Annotated in this window: 19 protein-coding genes and 1 riboswitch; of the genes, 3 read left to right on the top strand and 16 right to left on the bottom strand. The window is 42.6% G+C overall.

Translation table 11 applies throughout. The features are described 5' to 3' along the window. Window positions 1-118: 118 nt before the first annotated feature. A complete protein-coding gene (locus RSX31_RS11515; RefSeq protein ID WP_315634611.1) occupies window positions 119-538 on the bottom strand; it encodes a GNAT family N-acetyltransferase in 420 nt (139 codons plus the stop codon). 368 nt (window positions 539-906) lie between these two features. Between RSX31_RS11515 and RSX31_RS11520 the strand changes: the two genes are divergently transcribed. Continuing rightward, complete coding sequence (locus RSX31_RS11520; RefSeq protein WP_315634940.1) at window positions 907-1,575, top strand: Type 1 glutamine amidotransferase-like domain-containing protein; 669 nt, start codon at window positions 907-909, stop codon at window positions 1,573-1,575. A 189-nt stretch (window positions 1,576-1,764) separates the two neighbouring features. Here RSX31_RS11520 and RSX31_RS11525 read toward each other — a convergent pair whose 3' ends face one another. From RSX31_RS11525 to RSX31_RS11575, 12 genes are all read right to left on the bottom strand, one after another. Further along, on the bottom strand, window positions 1,765-2,100 hold the full coding sequence (locus RSX31_RS11525; protein WP_315634612.1) for a hypothetical protein: 336 nt from the start codon (window positions 2,098-2,100) through the stop codon (window positions 1,765-1,767). Window positions 2,101-2,295: 195 nt separating this feature from the next. After that, window positions 2,296-2,649, bottom strand: coding sequence for a Na(+)/H(+) antiporter subunit C (locus RSX31_RS11530; RefSeq protein WP_315634613.1), 354 nt, complete (start codon window positions 2,647-2,649; stop codon window positions 2,296-2,298). A 78-nt stretch (window positions 2,650-2,727) separates the two neighbouring features. Then, window positions 2,728-3,069, bottom strand: coding sequence for a cell division protein FtsK (locus RSX31_RS11535; protein ID WP_315634614.1), 342 nt, complete (start codon window positions 3,067-3,069; stop codon window positions 2,728-2,730). Window positions 3,070-3,183: 114 nt separating this feature from the next. Beyond that, entirely contained in the window at window positions 3,184-3,453 is a 270-nt protein-coding gene (locus tag RSX31_RS23345; protein WP_397548091.1) for a TIGR04104 family putative zinc finger protein, read from the bottom strand. A gap of 51 nt (window positions 3,454-3,504) precedes the next feature. Further along, on the bottom strand, window positions 3,505-3,765 hold the full coding sequence (locus RSX31_RS11540; RefSeq protein ID WP_315634615.1) for a CPCC family cysteine-rich protein: 261 nt from the start codon (window positions 3,763-3,765) through the stop codon (window positions 3,505-3,507). Between the two features lie 161 nt (window positions 3,766-3,926). Further along, window positions 3,927-4,313, bottom strand: coding sequence for a DUF4181 domain-containing protein (locus RSX31_RS11545; protein ID WP_315634941.1), 387 nt, complete (start codon window positions 4,311-4,313; stop codon window positions 3,927-3,929). Between the two features lie 542 nt (window positions 4,314-4,855). After that, complete coding sequence (locus RSX31_RS11550) at window positions 4,856-5,842, bottom strand: HAAS signaling domain-containing protein (protein WP_315634616.1); 987 nt, start codon at window positions 5,840-5,842, stop codon at window positions 4,856-4,858. Beyond that, window positions 5,839-6,180: a PadR family transcriptional regulator gene (locus tag RSX31_RS11555; RefSeq protein WP_148994688.1), complete on the bottom strand. Its 342-nt coding sequence runs from the start codon at window positions 6,178-6,180 to the stop codon at window positions 5,839-5,841. Before RSX31_RS11555 ends, RSX31_RS11550 begins: the two co-directional genes overlap by 4 nt. Before the next feature lie 226 nt (window positions 6,181-6,406). Next, the gene (gene add / locus RSX31_RS11560; RefSeq protein WP_315634617.1) at window positions 6,407-7,399 is read right to left on the bottom strand and encodes an adenosine deaminase; all 993 of its coding nucleotides are present in this window, start codon (window positions 7,397-7,399) and stop codon (window positions 6,407-6,409) included. A 55-nt stretch (window positions 7,400-7,454) separates the two neighbouring features. Continuing rightward, window positions 7,455-7,554, bottom strand: a riboswitch (purine riboswitch). Between the two features lie 109 nt (window positions 7,555-7,663). Next, complete coding sequence (locus tag RSX31_RS11565; protein ID WP_315634618.1) at window positions 7,664-8,239, bottom strand: type 1 glutamine amidotransferase family protein; 576 nt, start codon at window positions 8,237-8,239, stop codon at window positions 7,664-7,666. Window positions 8,240-8,458: 219 nt separating this feature from the next. Further along, entirely contained in the window at window positions 8,459-9,829 is a 1,371-nt protein-coding gene (locus tag RSX31_RS11570) for a HAMP domain-containing sensor histidine kinase (RefSeq protein ID WP_315634619.1), read from the bottom strand. Further along, the gene (locus RSX31_RS11575; RefSeq protein WP_315634620.1) at window positions 9,819-10,514 is read right to left on the bottom strand and encodes a response regulator transcription factor; all 696 of its coding nucleotides are present in this window, start codon (window positions 10,512-10,514) and stop codon (window positions 9,819-9,821) included. The genes RSX31_RS11570 and RSX31_RS11575 overlap by 11 nt, the downstream gene beginning before the upstream one ends. A gap of 195 nt (window positions 10,515-10,709) precedes the next feature. On the opposite strand from RSX31_RS11575, the gene RSX31_RS11580 reads away from it, so the two are divergent. Continuing rightward, on the top strand, window positions 10,710-11,144 hold the full coding sequence (locus RSX31_RS11580) for a hypothetical protein (protein WP_315634621.1): 435 nt from the start codon (window positions 10,710-10,712) through the stop codon (window positions 11,142-11,144). A gap of 56 nt (window positions 11,145-11,200) precedes the next feature. Then, window positions 11,201-11,545: an ABC transporter gene (locus RSX31_RS11585; protein ID WP_315634622.1), complete on the top strand. Its 345-nt coding sequence runs from the start codon at window positions 11,201-11,203 to the stop codon at window positions 11,543-11,545. A 46-nt stretch (window positions 11,546-11,591) separates the two neighbouring features. Here the strand turns inward: RSX31_RS11585 and RSX31_RS11590 are convergent, their stop codons facing one another. The 3 genes from RSX31_RS11590 to RSX31_RS11600 all read right to left on the bottom strand — a co-directional run bounded on the left by RSX31_RS11590 (window position 11,592) and on the right by RSX31_RS11600 (window position 15,400). Then, window positions 11,592-12,107, bottom strand: a complete 516-nt coding sequence (locus RSX31_RS11590) for an SRPBCC domain-containing protein (RefSeq protein WP_315634623.1) — start codon at window positions 12,105-12,107, stop codon at window positions 11,592-11,594. 820 nt (window positions 12,108-12,927) lie between these two features. Next, window positions 12,928-13,890, bottom strand: coding sequence for a carbohydrate kinase family protein (locus RSX31_RS11595; RefSeq protein WP_315634624.1), 963 nt, complete (start codon window positions 13,888-13,890; stop codon window positions 12,928-12,930). Continuing rightward, window positions 13,883-15,400, bottom strand: a complete 1,518-nt coding sequence (locus RSX31_RS11600) for a glycoside hydrolase family 32 protein (protein WP_315634625.1) — start codon at window positions 15,398-15,400, stop codon at window positions 13,883-13,885. Before RSX31_RS11600 ends, RSX31_RS11595 begins: the two co-directional genes overlap by 8 nt. Between the last annotated feature and the right edge of the window lie 20 nt (window positions 15,401-15,420).

Below are 15,420 nucleotides of genomic sequence, written 5' to 3' on the forward strand. Positions count from 1 at the left end.
TGAAATCTTATAACAAGATAGATGACAGATGTAAGGAAAAAGGTCAGAGTTTATGAGAAGTCCCCTAATTTTTTTACAGTCTTTCTTAAGGGGAGCAATTCATACCTGCTCTGAGCTTTTACTCTAAATACTCATCACTTAGACTGGGATTTAAATACCTTGCCATTCCAGTTTTCAGCTTTTTCAATCTAAATTTCCGATAAAATCCTTCATTACCAGTTGTTGATATTAAATGGACACAAGAAACATTACTTAGCTTATCAAGTAAAAACTCCATAATTTTTTGGGCAATTCCTTGCCTTTGAAAATCTCGATGAACCACTACATCATAAATGGCGGCATTAAAAACGCCATCTGTCATCCCTCTACCAATCCCAATAATTCTTCCATTGAGCTTAACTAAAGCTATGACATTACTTGCTTCAAAGACTTGTCTGATTATCTCGTTTGTATGTTTCATCCACCCAACTGAAGCATAAACATCCTTAATTTCATCAATATTTGCATGAGCAAAGTCACTATGAATTTCTATATCCATATATACTCCCCCTATAATCGCGTATCTAAATTTCATAAAATTTTTCCATAAATTCAGGGACTCTTCTTAATCTAACCTGCCCTTCGTGAATAAGCGATCATTTTTATTGAACAGTACTTAAATTAAAGATCAGACAGATTGCTATTTATCGTAAATACTCAAAAACATATGAAGGGAACATGATAAAATGAATAGGAGATAATTAACCATCGAAGAAGTGACTTCTACGCACGACATTTCAAGTTATTGCAGTTAGGAATCAACAAAAAAATCCGTGATAATCTTAAAGATTCAGGTAAAAAAGTTCGTACCCTAAGGAGGAAAAACTTATGTCGCAAAATTATTTAGAGGATTCAAGAACATCGGGAATGAAACTTCTGCTAACGTCCGCGGGCGTCAATAACCCGACGATCCACAACGCGCTGGTTGACATGCTCGACAAGCCGATCGCCGACTCCAACGCGCTGTGCATCCCCACCGCGATGTACGGACACCCCTGGGTCGGTCCCGGCGACAAAGCCTGGCAGTTCATAAGCGGGAATTCCGAGAATCCCATGGTCGACCTGGGCTGGAAGTCTGTCGGCGTTCTAGAGCTCACAGCCCTGCCAAGCATCGACGAAGACCGCTGGGTGCCCCTTGTCAGGGAGACGGACGTCCTGCTGGTGTCTGGAGGCGACGCCATCTACCTGTACCACTGGATGCGGCAATCGGGGCTTGCAGACCTTTTACCATCACTGGATGCAGTCTATGTGGGAATGAGCGCCGGAAGCATGGTGATGGCCCCGAATATCGGAGAAGAATTCGTAGGCTGGCGTCCGCCCACAGGGGGAGATAAAACACTGGGTCTGGTGGATTTCGCGTTGTTTCCTCACCTGGGTCACGAGATGTTACCGGACAATACCTTGGCCAATGCAGAAAAGTGGGCCGCCGGCGTCTCATTGCCAGGGTACGCGATTGACGATCAGACGGCCATCAAAGTGACTGGTGGGGCCGTTGAAGTTGTTTCCGAGGGGGAATGGAAGCTATTCACCACTTAATATCGAGACGGTCAGCCCACATTTAGGCAAGGTACGGTAATGGATTATTGAAAAAAGCCTGATTTCTTCACTTGAATTGAGGAATTAGGCTTTTTCATATTGAGTTTCCATAAACGTTGTAAATTCGCATCCTCCTGACGTTATCCATTTTTCATTCTACAAACATCCCCGTTAATTGAATACAAAAAATTAACCAACGTAATGGAGAATCAACTGATATAATGCCACGCAAAGTCCTAAAATACTGGCTTTCATTTTGGAGGGATGGTTTCCTTTACTAAAAAGCAAGTAAATGAAAACTACTATAAACCCTAAAGGAACCCACAGCTCGAAAAGCCCTTCTTTTGTACCTAGAGAAAAAATTGGACCCACGCTTGTGCTAATCAAAAAGTAAATAAAAACCGTATAACGACGTGTTTCTAATTGCTTACTCCACCTTATTAATAAGTAGATAATAATTAGTGCAATGATTGTAATGTGGAAGGGCGGTAGAACAATAGAAAAGTCACTAAACTTGAATTCCATTCTGAATAGCCCTCCTCTTTAATATGAAGTCGTATCTTACCCAGTACACACCTTCTAATGTTATTGCTTGTTAATCGTATCTGGCCTTTAATTCACTAAAGAAATGCCGAAGAACGACAGCCTGATTTACCCTAACCAAACTTTATCCTATGATTATTTTTGCCCTAACCATCTTACGGAAAATGAATAACTCTTTTACCCCCAATAATCCTCGCTTTCTCTCATTCTCTCCATATCATCCGTTCCGAGCTCCTGATAAGCTCTGTACGCTAACACTAAGAAAAATGCCGTTACTCCAAAACTGATTACAATCGCAGTTAAAATCAACGCCTGAGGGAGAGGATCTATATACCCTTTAACAGAATGCTCACCCAGTAGAGGGGGTGCTTCTTCTCCCTTTGGTAATCCTCCCATTGTTATAAGCAAAAGGTGAACCCCGTGACTGAGAAGTCCTGTGCCGATAATTATTCTAAGCAGACTTTTAGAAAGAATTAAATAAACCGCACACATCATAATAATTCCTATTACTATGGACATTAATATTTCCACTTAAAATCCCCCTGACCTTATTTACTAGAACAAACTAGAGGTACTTCCTTGTTCAGCAAACCAAAAGAATGACTCTAATCATATTAGAATATGAACAGCCCCAACAATATTCATATATAATCCTATGAGAGATAGAATCGATCCCAACATAAATGTCCACGGATTGTCTTCTTTTTCTTTATCAAAAGTTCCAATGGTAAGTATGGCAATAATCAAAGTTGCGACAGGCAGAATGACATATTGTGGTCCAAATGTGAATGAAACCCCACCAAAGATTAACACCAAAAGCCCATACGGATTTGTTTTCTTGATATTATCAATATATTCTTTCTCAGAGGTCGAAAAATCTTCATCGTCATAATAATAAAATACTTGCTTGAAACTATTTAAGAGTGTAACTATCCTTTTATATACGCCCATGTGTGCCGGTTTCATCTCCCTTCTTTGTTCAGTAATCCTGCGGGTTTATGTAATAAAGATGAAGAATCAGCTTGCAAATCTTAATCTATAGCCCCTTTAGCTCACACTACCCCCTTATACAAAAAATGGTGTTAGTAATGAACCACCCAAGAGAATGAATATCCCTATAAAAAAAGTTAAAATGAAATTATCGAAAGGGGATAGGAAATTCAAAAAAATCAGAGCAGGAACAATTGTGCAAAGAACAAAAGATAACCTCCCCAAAATGGTTATTCTATGTTCCGTTCCACAGTTATTACACTCAATTGGTTTGTATGTCCATACAAAAAATTTATAGATTTTACTCCAGCTAAATGGAGTATTACAATGATCGCATTTCTGCAAAATTAAACACCTCGATAATAGAGTTTCATAGATAATGTACTTCTCCCCCGCTTATAATGGTTTCCAATTTGGGTCTTTAATGTCAGACTTATTCGGCGTTCTTACATACTTCAAACTTTTTTCGCCTTTAGCACCAAATTTTATAAAATTTTGTTGAGCTGCTCTAAAGGAAACATAATTCGCCCCTGTTTCATCCGGATATTTATATTGGTAGCCATTATCTTCCCAAAAACAGATTTCACATATCTCATAAGTGTAAGGCGATTGTTCATCTAATGTTTTGTAACCACAACAAGGACAAGTGAATTTCATGCTTTCACCTCAGTACTTTATGCATTCTACTATATGTTTTTACTGAACTGCTCAATTGTTAAGAAGGCAGGAGCCGTACATCCATCGTCCATTTTGGAAGTCCCTTTGTTAGTTCAATAGAATCGCATTTCATAAAGATGCTCCCATTTGGATGATAGGAACTAAGCAATCCAAAATTGAAATACAATTAAGACGGCTGTTAACACCAAGAACATTTCAGCTAACGTCAAAATAGCTTGCTTAGGATATTCGCTGGATTTCCATTCAAAGAATGCCCTTACAGCATAGTCCAGTGCAGATAAGGTAGTAAACCCTAGTATGTATAAGTAGGTTAAGTCTTCATTGTTTATCATCACGATCCCTAAAACCATTAAAGTGATTGCAGTTAGAATCCTCACCCATTTGTCAACATTACGATGGGACTCATTGATATGATTATTGGAAAAGAATTTCCTTTTCACTTTCTCTATTTTAAAAATATTTCTTAAAAGAAACTTAACTATTGAGATAATGCTGAAAACAAGTATCGCCATCAAACTAAATTTCACCCAGAACAAAACACCACTCCTAGCAAAAAACTGCTCTTTCCTTGAATAAGGCTTTAGTAATTAGACGAAAGCACAATTGTTTAAGTTTCGAATTGTTCCATTCTTATGCAAATTCTATGAGCCACGAAGACAGGTACCGTGGCTCTTTGACAAAAATGTGGCCAAGGTCCCATCTCAGTGTAAGGCTCCGGTTCTGGGATTGCTGCCCGAATTGAAGTTCATCGGTCCCCTTATTTCTGCTTCTCGAGGGGAAAAGACGTTAGATTGTCCTTTTTTAGTTGGAGACGGCTCTTTGGTGGGTATGAGGTGCCAGATGTAGAGTGTGAATCCCCGAAAGAAATCCCTTCGGCTATGGAATTGATCCCGATTTGCCCACATTCAATCCTGATTTTCAATTATTAATCCTGTTCAGAATTTATCGATCCTCTTTTTGGTTTATTTAATCCTCTTTTTAAATAATTGATCCTCCGTGTCGAATTTTCTTTATGAAAAACCACGTAGACAAAATGGAGCCATGGTACCTGTCCCCATGGCTCCCCCATTCATTTATAAGCCTTCTTAAACCCATCATAGCTGTTGACCACCGCAGTGACCAATAATCCAACCGATACGGTCAGGTACAGCCACTGAAAATTGAAAGAGGCGTCGAACAGTTCCTGTACCCTATCTATGAAATCTGTATTCAGCACATCCATGTTCCTGAAAACAAACATAAAGGCTAGAACAGGTATGAACTGATATACTGCATTCACGATCGCAAGCTTCCTGGTCCAGACACCCGCTTTCCATTTTCTAAGCAGCAGGAGAAGTTCCAAGCCGATCAGGAACACGACCAACGGCCAGTATCCGATGAGCACATCCCAATCAAAGAAAGGGGTGAACGTTCTTTCGTTGTCACCTTTTTCATACAATCCGACGATACTTGACGCTTTAAAGTAACAGGTTGACCAGATGACCGTCCAAATCAGACCACCGAAAATCTCCAGCTTGGAAATTCGTTTTTCTTTTGGGACATACGGGATGTCTTTCAAGTCATCAGGCGTCCACTCTTTTCCTCTCATGGTGATTGGAAGCTGACTGTCAGAGGAAACGGTCCGCTCGATGATGGCGAATGTGAGGGTCAGCCAAAAGAAGACCTGCATCCCTGTTCCGATGGCCTCGATCACACCATTTCCTGCGATGGACAGGAATATCTCAATCGGACTTGATTCCCCTGAATAGCTCAATACAGATGATACGGCTAACACGATGAACGTGACAGCAACAGAAATGGGGAGAATGATCTTCAAGAGCGTCTTATACAAATCATAATATCTTGGCCCGATCAAGTGCATCGGCCTGTCTTGATAATTCGAGGCAAGCACGGCAGGATTCCCGAGTGAAGTCAGTACCTCTCTCACATCATCCTCTGTATACTCCTCCGGCAGCATGTCTTCAATCGTTGATTTCAATTCAAGGGCAATATCATCCCGGTTCTTCTCCGGCAGCCTTCTCATCACTTCTTGAATATAGAGTTCAACAAGTTTCATCCTTCCTCATCCCCCTTTAATAAAATGGACAATTCCCCAGACATCTTTTCCCATTCGGCCTGTAACTGTCCCAGGATCTCAATGCCGTATTCGCTCAGCACATAATATCTCCTCGGCCTGCTTTCCGACCGGTCCCAGCTGCTTGTGACCAGTTCTTGTTTCTCCAAACGGCGCAGCAGCGGATAGAGTGTACTCTGCTCCATCGAAATTCCGCTTTTCTCCAGTAATTGGACAAGTGAATATCCATACTGCGGTGTCCGCAATTGACTTAATACCGCCAGGGTCAATGTCCCCCTCCGCAGTTCCGTCGTCAGAGATGTCAGCAGTGACTTATCCATATGTTCACCTCTTTGATTGAATTATACTGTGTATCGTACACTATACGGTTTATACTATGTATCATACACTATGGACGTGCGTAAATGAAAGATTTTTTTAAAAAAAGTAAAAAAGAAGGATCAAAGAACGTTGGGTTGTTCTTTGATCCTTCTTTTTTTTAACCACAGGGACAGGTACCGTGGCTCTCATACAAAACGGGGCCAAGGAACCTGTCCCCATGGCTCACTACAAATACTTCTTCAAACCTTCCTTCACCTCATCACTCGCAAAACAAGCCTCCACACTATTCATATAAATCTCCCTATAATCCTCATCACTCATCGAAAATTCACCCCAGACCAACTCACATTCCTTCGTCATCGTTGTATCGGATACGGTTCTGTTGTCTGTATTGATGGTGATTTTGATCCCATCCCTGTGAAAATCGTAAAGGGGGTGATCACGGAATTGGTTTACGGCTTTCGTTTGAACGTTACTCGTTGGGCAGATTTCAAGCACGATTTGTTTTTCCTTTACAATCTGATACGCTTCCGGACAGTCTGTAATATATACACCGTGTCCGATCCTCTCTGCCCCTAACCATTCAACAGCCTCGAGCACATTTCTTCCGATTCCCGTTTCACCGGCGTGGATCGTGACTCTGTAGCCATATTCTCTCGCCAGAGCGATGGGTTCAATGAATTTCCCACAGAACCCTTCTTCTTCGGAAGCACATAAATCAATCGCGACGACTCCTTTTCCAAGGAATTTCTTCCCATGTTCGACGACCTCAAATGCACGTTCCGCCGACATCATTCTCATACAGGACAAAATGATATTCCCTTTAATATCAAATTGTTCTTCTGCTTCTTTCATTCCCTCAATTACACTTCCAATGATTTCTTTTACAGATAACCCCTTCTGTGTATGAAGCAATGGAGCGAACCGGACCTCCATATATTTCACGTTTTCCTTGGCTGCATCTTCATAAAGCTCAAAAGTGATTCTCTTTAAATTCTCTTTTGACTGCATAACGGCATTAGGGATCGAGAATTTCTCTAAGTATTCATCCAATGATTCGCAGTCTAATGGGGCAATGAGCTCTTCTTTCATCTCTTCTATATCAAAGGAAGGGATATGGATGCCATCTCTCTTCGCAATATCAATGATGGTCTCGGGTCGGACACTCCCATCCAAATGGCAGTGCAGTTCAATTTTAGGCATTGTAGAATGATTCATTGTTGTACCTCCTCAATTTTTCAACAAAAAAAAATCCTGATTACGAAGAAAATACAAATAAATGTATCTTCTTCGTAATCAGGATTTATTGGTTCCTGGTAGAGACCTCCAAACCATATTATTGGAGTTATACGAATGTGAGAAACGTATTAGGTTTTTTATTACGATAATAAAATTTTCATTCATTGTCAAGGGGAAGCACGGGGACGGTTCTCGTGCTTCCTCTTAGATCAAAACGAAGCAGCAGAACCGTCCCTATGCTTACTACTTTTTTATAAATCCATTCTTAAAAATATCATACCATCTATCTAGTTCTTCACCCTCTAAAACACCCAATTTACGCAAGATATCTCTAGAAAACTCCACTGCTCCACTTCCATTCGCAGTGATCAGACAGCCATCACTAACGGATTGATCGGCTATATAGTTCTCTTCACCCCTGTAATCAGGTGCCCCCTCTTTTAAATAGGGCAGAGAATTACCTGTATGTTTAAGATGGTCAAGATACCCGTGAATTCCTAGAAATGTCGTCGCATCACAAATCGCGGCTACCGGAATGTCATGCTCAAAGCAATAATCCACAAGCTGCTTCGCCTGCTGATTCTTCTCCTCTCTCCACCCGGTACCACCAGGAATGATGAGCATCTCAAATTCCAGAGGAGCGCCTTGTAAACTAAAGTCGGGAAGAACCGTGAATCCACCCATTGACACCTTAGGATCCTTGTCGATCGCAATGGTCTGAACTTGATAACCCGTTTCTGGTTTATTGATCTCCGCCGTCACGTAACTTGCTTCCCAATCAGCAAAACCATCCGTAACAAATACCAACACTTTTTTCATTTGCATGTCCCCCTTATTTGTTCATTACAAATGTACCTAAGAAAGGAGCTGACCTTCGTTCTCAATCAACAAAACTCCATCCTAAGGATCTTATTGAACTTACAACAGACTGTATAACCTCCTATATTTTAACACGTAGTTTCGCTTTTCTATTAAAATTGTTTAAATAATCTAAAAAAAACCTGACCCCCATGCCGGCTGGAGGTCAGGTCCCACTATCTATTGAATGCCAAGCACAACCACAAACCGGCATCCCTCATCATATCCCCTATCCAATTCAATCGATCCACCATGTTGTTCAATTATTTTCTTCGCAATCGCAAGTCCCAGGCCCGTTCCCCCGGTCTCACCATTCCGGGATTCGTCCATCCGCACAAACGGTTCGAATATTTTGTCATGGTAGGCGGCGGGTATCCCTGTTCCCTTATCCTCAATGATCATCACAGCCTGTTTCTGTTTCTGTTTCTGCTTGAGTGAAATGGACAGATACCCATCACTGTACGTCATCCCATTATGGAGAATATTCGTAATCGCCCTTTCAAGCTTGAAAGGATCGAACTTCACCATCAGGGGATCCTCGATAATATCCAGGTGATACTCCATTCCTTTTTCCTCGAACTCTTCTACAAAGGAAGACAGCATGGTACGGAGCCATTCGGCCATATCCTTTACCTTAAGCGAAACCGAATCGCAGTCTATATCCATATGGGACAGATCGAACAGGTCATGGATGAGCCGGTTTGCTCTCTTGCTGTTGGACACGATGATGTCGGTGTATTTCTTCTGATCCGCTCGACTCAGATTCGTCAGGCTGGTCAACGTTTCAGCGTAACCCTGTATATTGGTCAATGGGGTTTTCAGATCGTGGGAAATATCCAGGATCAGCTGCTTCCTCAAGTTCTCGGACCTTTCCTTCAATGCGATTTCTGTGCCGATCGTCTCGGCCATTTGGTTAATGTTATTCTTCAACTGGTTCAATTCCTGATTCGCCTCGAACTCGATTTTCTCTCCGTAGTTTCCTGATGAAATCGAATCGATCCCCTTCAGAAGCTTCTGGATCGGCTGAATGAGCTGGACGGATGTTCTCTTCACGTACCAGTACAGGATGACGATCAAGCACACCATGAAAAAGATGATGGTGAAGAAGAACACATCATCCAATTGGAAATAGTCATCTGCGGGAAAATAGAGTAATAGATACTCTCCCCCCTTTTCCGGGATATATAAATCCGTATCATACGTATCGGTTTCCTTCAGAAATTCATTCAACCCATAGGTAAACCCGATCTTGTGAGGACTATTGAATTGATCGGTCACCTTATAATCGGGACTGATGATTTCAAGATAGGCATGATCCGGCAGCTCATTCTTCTTGAATGCCGCTTTCATCCCCAATTTCTTCGCATCTTCATACGTCCCTTTCAGGAAGTCCTGATCCAAATCTTCATACACGGTCTCGACATACACAAAGTTCGCCACCAGGGTGAACGTCCCTACTCCGAGTAAAATGATGAACAATAAAGCATAGTTGATAAAAAACTGCTTGGTGATGGAGATGGGCTTTTTGAGGAGGATCGGATTAGTTTTCATGATTCTCCATCCGATAGCCGAGTCCTTTCACCGTCGTGATATACTTCGGGGATTTAGGATCGGATTCAATTTGTTCCCTGATCCGACTGATGTGGACCATGATCGTATTGCTGTCCCCGATGTAGTCCGTATTCCATACAAGCTCATACAACTGGGCCTTCGTATACAACCGGTTCACATTCTTCATGAAAATCGATAGCAGCTTCGTCTCCTTCGGGGTTAACAAGAGCCGCTCCCCATCCTTCGTCACCGTCTGATTGATCGGATCATACTCCAAGGATCCGTTGCGAATGACAGGTTCCTCCTCCACCACACTATAATCCGTATACCTTCGAATCTGGGCATTCACTCTTGATACGAGCTCAACCATACTGAAGGGCTTTACGACATAGTCATCTGCCCCCAGCCCGAATCCCAACACTTTGTCTGCATCATCCGCCCTCGCTGTCAGCAGCATGATCGGGACCTTACAGTTTTTCCGAATCTCCTTGATCACCTGAAACCCGTCCACTTTCGGCATCATCAAGTCCAGGATGAGAAGGCTCGGCCGCTTCTCCCTGCATTTACGGATCACTTCATCTCCATCATAACTCTGCTCCACCCGATAACCTTCATTCCGCAAATGAAGGCTGATCAGTTGGTTAATTTCCACATCATCTTCTGCTATATAAATCAACTCTGCCATACCCTTACTCCCAGTCTTGTAAAATCAAATTTTCATCCTATTTTACCATGAAATTGTCAGCGATTTTTGAGATTTATGGTTAATTTAAGGTTGCTTTAAGGTTGGGGTTAAGGAAGTCGTGTACAATGAACTAGTTAATGGCCTTGAAATATAAGGCTCATTTTTTAAAAAAGTAGTAATTGGTGGGTAATGAACATGACAAACAAACTAAATGAATTCATCATAAAAGGCCATTTTGAAGAAGCAAAAGAAATGGCGAATGACCTTTCCTATTCAGAACTCGATGAAAAACTGATGGAAACGGCCTTCAAGGATTCAAGTATAACGAATTACGCCTTCATTATGAGTTTACTAGTCGAAGAGGAAATCGTTGAGTTACATGAGACGGCGTTTCGATTGATGGTGGTTCCACTAAATTACCTGGACGGTGCTTATTACGCTGCCCTTTATCATGCAAGGCGATGTGTGGAATTAACAGACCGACAAGATATCAAGTACTTATCCAACCTATTATTCTTGCATCAAATCCCCGATAAAGTCGTCAGTGAAGAGGAAGCCTCTGATACGGCGAGAAGGATGCTGGCATTAGACCCTGATCATGTAATTGCTAAAGAGTTTTTGAATAAGTGAAAGAGGGACGGACCTCTCTAAAGAGGAGGTCCGTCCCTAAGAAAGGGATGAATTCCGTGAAACCACTACATGAAGTATTCCATAACTGGCAGGAGAAACTTGATCAGGATGAATGGTATTTCGGCCATTTCTTTGAGGAGATCACTACTAGCATGACTTCAGAGGAAGCTTTTCAGTACATACCTGTCGTCATCCAGGAATTAGTGAAATTGCGAAATGGGTTTTTAATAGGGGAAATGGTCGATTTTCTTCATGCCGTCTATGAAGTGGCCAATACAACGGAAATACATCCCGTCTTAATTCAGGAAAAAGAAAACATCGAAGAAATTATTCTGAAGTTTGGGGATGAGTACTCTCAGCAGGCGTTTCGTGAGTTTAAGAAATCGCTCCGATGGAATTGAAAGAGGGACGGACCTCTCTAAAGTAGGAGGTCCATCCCTAAATTCATTATTTCACCTTCTGAAGGGCTTCCTCCAGGCGGTCCCACGTTTCGGTGATGCCTTCTATCACACCCATGTCAATTACGGTCTTGAGAGACTCTGCCGAATCATATTCAGCACGGTTGATCAGCTTCGTCCTCCCGCCCAAATCGATGAATTCCAATGTATTAGTCGTCGATGGCATGTCTTCATTCGTATTGCCCTCAGGATCTGAGAAGGAATCGACGTAGATGATCTTCTCCGGCTCGATGATCTCCTTGTAGACCCCTTTTCCCCAAGATTCCATACCGAAGAATTCTCCTTGATTCTGATCCGTGCACTTCATGCAGAAGTGCCACACACCTCCCGGCCGGAAATCCACGTTACAAACGGGAAGCTCCCAGCCCCTTGGTCCCCACCACTGTTTGAGATGTTCAGAGTCTTTAAACATAGTAAACACTAGCTCACGCGGCGCATCAAAATCCCGTTCAAGCACAAGTACCCGATCATTCTCCACCTTTGAAGTCATCGTATTGTTGGACATTTCATTTCCTCCCGAATATTAGAGTATTTGATTCGAATCACATCATAAAACGGTATATCGTGTTTACGGTGAAAAACTTAGACACTGCAATCGCTATGATGAAAAATACTCAAGGATCACCCATTGCAATAGGGAATACATGACGCCCGTCAAACCAATAGCCGCCATGATATCTGGAAAAGAACCTAAAAGCATGATTGGGATCAACAATGTAAGAAACCAGTATCCGCTATTACTATTCTTCAAAGATTCCTTATTTCCTTCTTTGGTTTTGAGATTGTTGGAAAAACGGTGTCTGCCCCACAGCTCACCTGTCATTCATTTTGAAATTTCATTTTTTCCCCATGGTGACCAAACTAAAGATAATACTCGTAAGGATATAATAGATTCCTATAATCGATAACGCATCTGTAAACACGGTCCATATACTATTTCTTTGTATCACAATCTCCCATACCAAGAAGCTCGTGAAAAATAGGAGTGGGAATACGAGAAAGTATCCGAGGAAGTATAGTTTCTCCTTTTGTTTCATTATCATCATCCTTGTCTAGGGAATTTGTTTATACATTTCTGTTTCATGAGTCCCTTCTCTACGATACCACTTACTTGTCAAATTTCATTGATAGGCTCAACATTGAAAGATTCATTGGTAGAGGATACATTATTTACCTTACAGGAAACTTAACGGATGGTTAAGGGAAACTTAAATTTTCTATATGGAATCAGCTATAGAAAATGAAAAAATGGTGCCTGACCCCAACACGCTAAAGCTTTATCGTGCTGGTCATCAGACACCAATCAGTACGCTAATGTATAACTATCACCATTTAGAGGTCCGTCCCTCTAATTCCCTAATCGCGCTGATCGCCCCTATTTTTGTACAGACTGTTGCCCCCACGCGATTGCTGGTTGAAATGACGTTCTTTAGTTTTTTGAAATCCTTCAGGGGGGCTTTCGGGTCTTGATAGTGATTGAGTTGATGCAGGGTCGCCCCAACGAATGCATCGCCTGCCCCCGTTGAATCAATGGAATGAACGGGAATGCTTGGGACGATACACGATTCTTTTCCATTTGAAACCAGTGTTCCATCCTTCCCAAGGGTGACGGCTACGGTATTTGCTCCCAGTCTATGAAAATGTTCGACTCCATCTGATAGATGGGCGAATCCAGAAATGATCTTACATTCCTCTTCGCTTACTTTGACGAAGTCTGCTTGACTGATGCACTGCTCCGCCACCTCAATGAAGTCCCTCTCTCTCCCCTTCCATAAATCGCTTCGGAAGTTCGGGTCAAAGGAGACGAATTTCCCTGCTTCCTTGGCCATTTGGATGAAGGATACGTATGCGGATTTAAAGGGATCATCCAGTAAGGCGGTGGCAGATCCAAAGTGAATGATTGAAGATTCCCTCCAGCTGCTTTGATGAAGCTCTTCCTTGTTCAGATGGGCATCCGCCCCTCGATTAAACACGAAATCTCTTTCCCCATCTTCTTTCAATGATACAAACGCCAGAGTTGTAGGATGATGCTCATCAAGAAGAATGGAAGAATCATCAATGGTAAGATCTTTCATGGTGTTTTTCAGGAAATGGCCGAACGGGTCATTTCCTACTTTGCTCAGGAATCTTGCGCGCCCCCCAAGTGTGGTAATGGTGGCACACACATTCGCAGGGGCCCCTCCTGCTTGCTTTGAGAAATGTTGGCCATGTGCCAGGTCTTTATTGATATCGGTACAAAAGAAATCGATGAGCAGTTCACCGATGCATAAAATCGATGGGTCATTCATGCTCTCGTACTTCCTTTCCCCAGATAGAGGAAAGCTCGGTAACCATGAGCTCTTCTACTTTGGCACCACCTCCAAGGGCAGTGAGGGAAAGGGTGTGATTCGTTCTCTTTGGAAAGATAAGATTAGTTAATACTCCCCTGCCTCCCTGTGCGAATACCTCTAAGGAAGACGAGTCCAGGAATAACTGAAGGCTGAGTGTATCGTCCATTAATGCCACAGGACATTCGGAAATTCCCTGAAATGAATCCGAAAACTCGTGTTCTCCGGACTGAGTCCGATCGACAGATAACATGTGGGTGATTCGACTGTACTGAACACTCGTTTTCTCATCGGATGAATGATGGATAGTCAGACTGAACTCCTCTGTCTCTTTCATCGTTACAGCCAGATTCACTTCCACTAATGCATGATTCACATCCATTAAGTATGCTTCTTCCGTTAACTCTATTGCTTTTGTGACCTTCGATCCTTTTCTGATTCTATTGATTTCGGTTACAGGTTTTTGTAAAAGACGAACACCATCTGCCGTAGAAATCAAAGTCATTTCTCGCGGCAAGGTCATGGCTCCTCTCCACGTTTCAGTCGGAACCTGGTTTGCATATCTCCAGTTGTTCATCCATCCAAGATAGATTCGTCTTCCGTCCTTTTCAGGGATATCGGACCAGCTCACTCCCGCATAATTGTCCCTCCCGTGATCGAGCCAGAGGATGGTGTCTGCATTATGATGGTTGCTAAACGTCTTGCCGTCAAAGTCCCCAACAAAGTACTGGGTCCTTGAACCTTCTTTGAAATCAGGGTTGTCACCAATGCTCACCAGCATCACCCATTTCACATGATCGGGATTTCCGTCAACCATGAGTGGAAACAGATCCGGGCATTCCCATACTCCCGAATGGGAGCCTTCGTCCTGACCGAATTCACTGGCAAACTCCCAATCGATCAAGTTAGGGGACGTATATATGGTAATCGTCTGACCCGTCGCCAGCACCATGACCCACCTTTCAGATTCCTCATGCCAAAATACTTTCGGATCCCGGTAATCGGTAATATCTTCATCTGACAGGACAGGATTTCCCTCGTATTTCTCCCACGTCCTGCCATGATCAAGACTAAAGGCTAGACTTTGTCTTTGCCTTGGACGATCGGAATCCGGATATGAGTCCGCACTTGTATAAATGGCGACCAGCCCGCCATTCCCCTTTTCAAAGAAACCCGATGTATTCTTCCAATCCACCACGGCGCTTCCAGAGAAAATAGCACCGTGCTCGTCGGGATAAAGGGCGATCGGCAGCTCCTCCCAATGGATCAAATCCCGACTAACCGCATGCCCCCAGTGCATTGGTCCCCACGTGGTTCCTTGTGGATGATATTGAAAGAAGAGATGATATTCCCCTTCGAAATAGACCATCCCATTCGGGTCATTCAGCCACTTTTCCTTCGGGGAAAAGTGAAATTGCGGACGATAGGTTTCTGAATAAAGGCTCATTTTTTCTTGATAATGATTCGTCATAAGGATTCTCCTTTGCATTC

This window comes from Rossellomorea yichunensis (genome assembly GCF_032337515.1).
GTDB lineage: Bacteria > Bacillota > Bacilli > Bacillales > Bacillaceae_B > Rossellomorea > Rossellomorea yichunensis.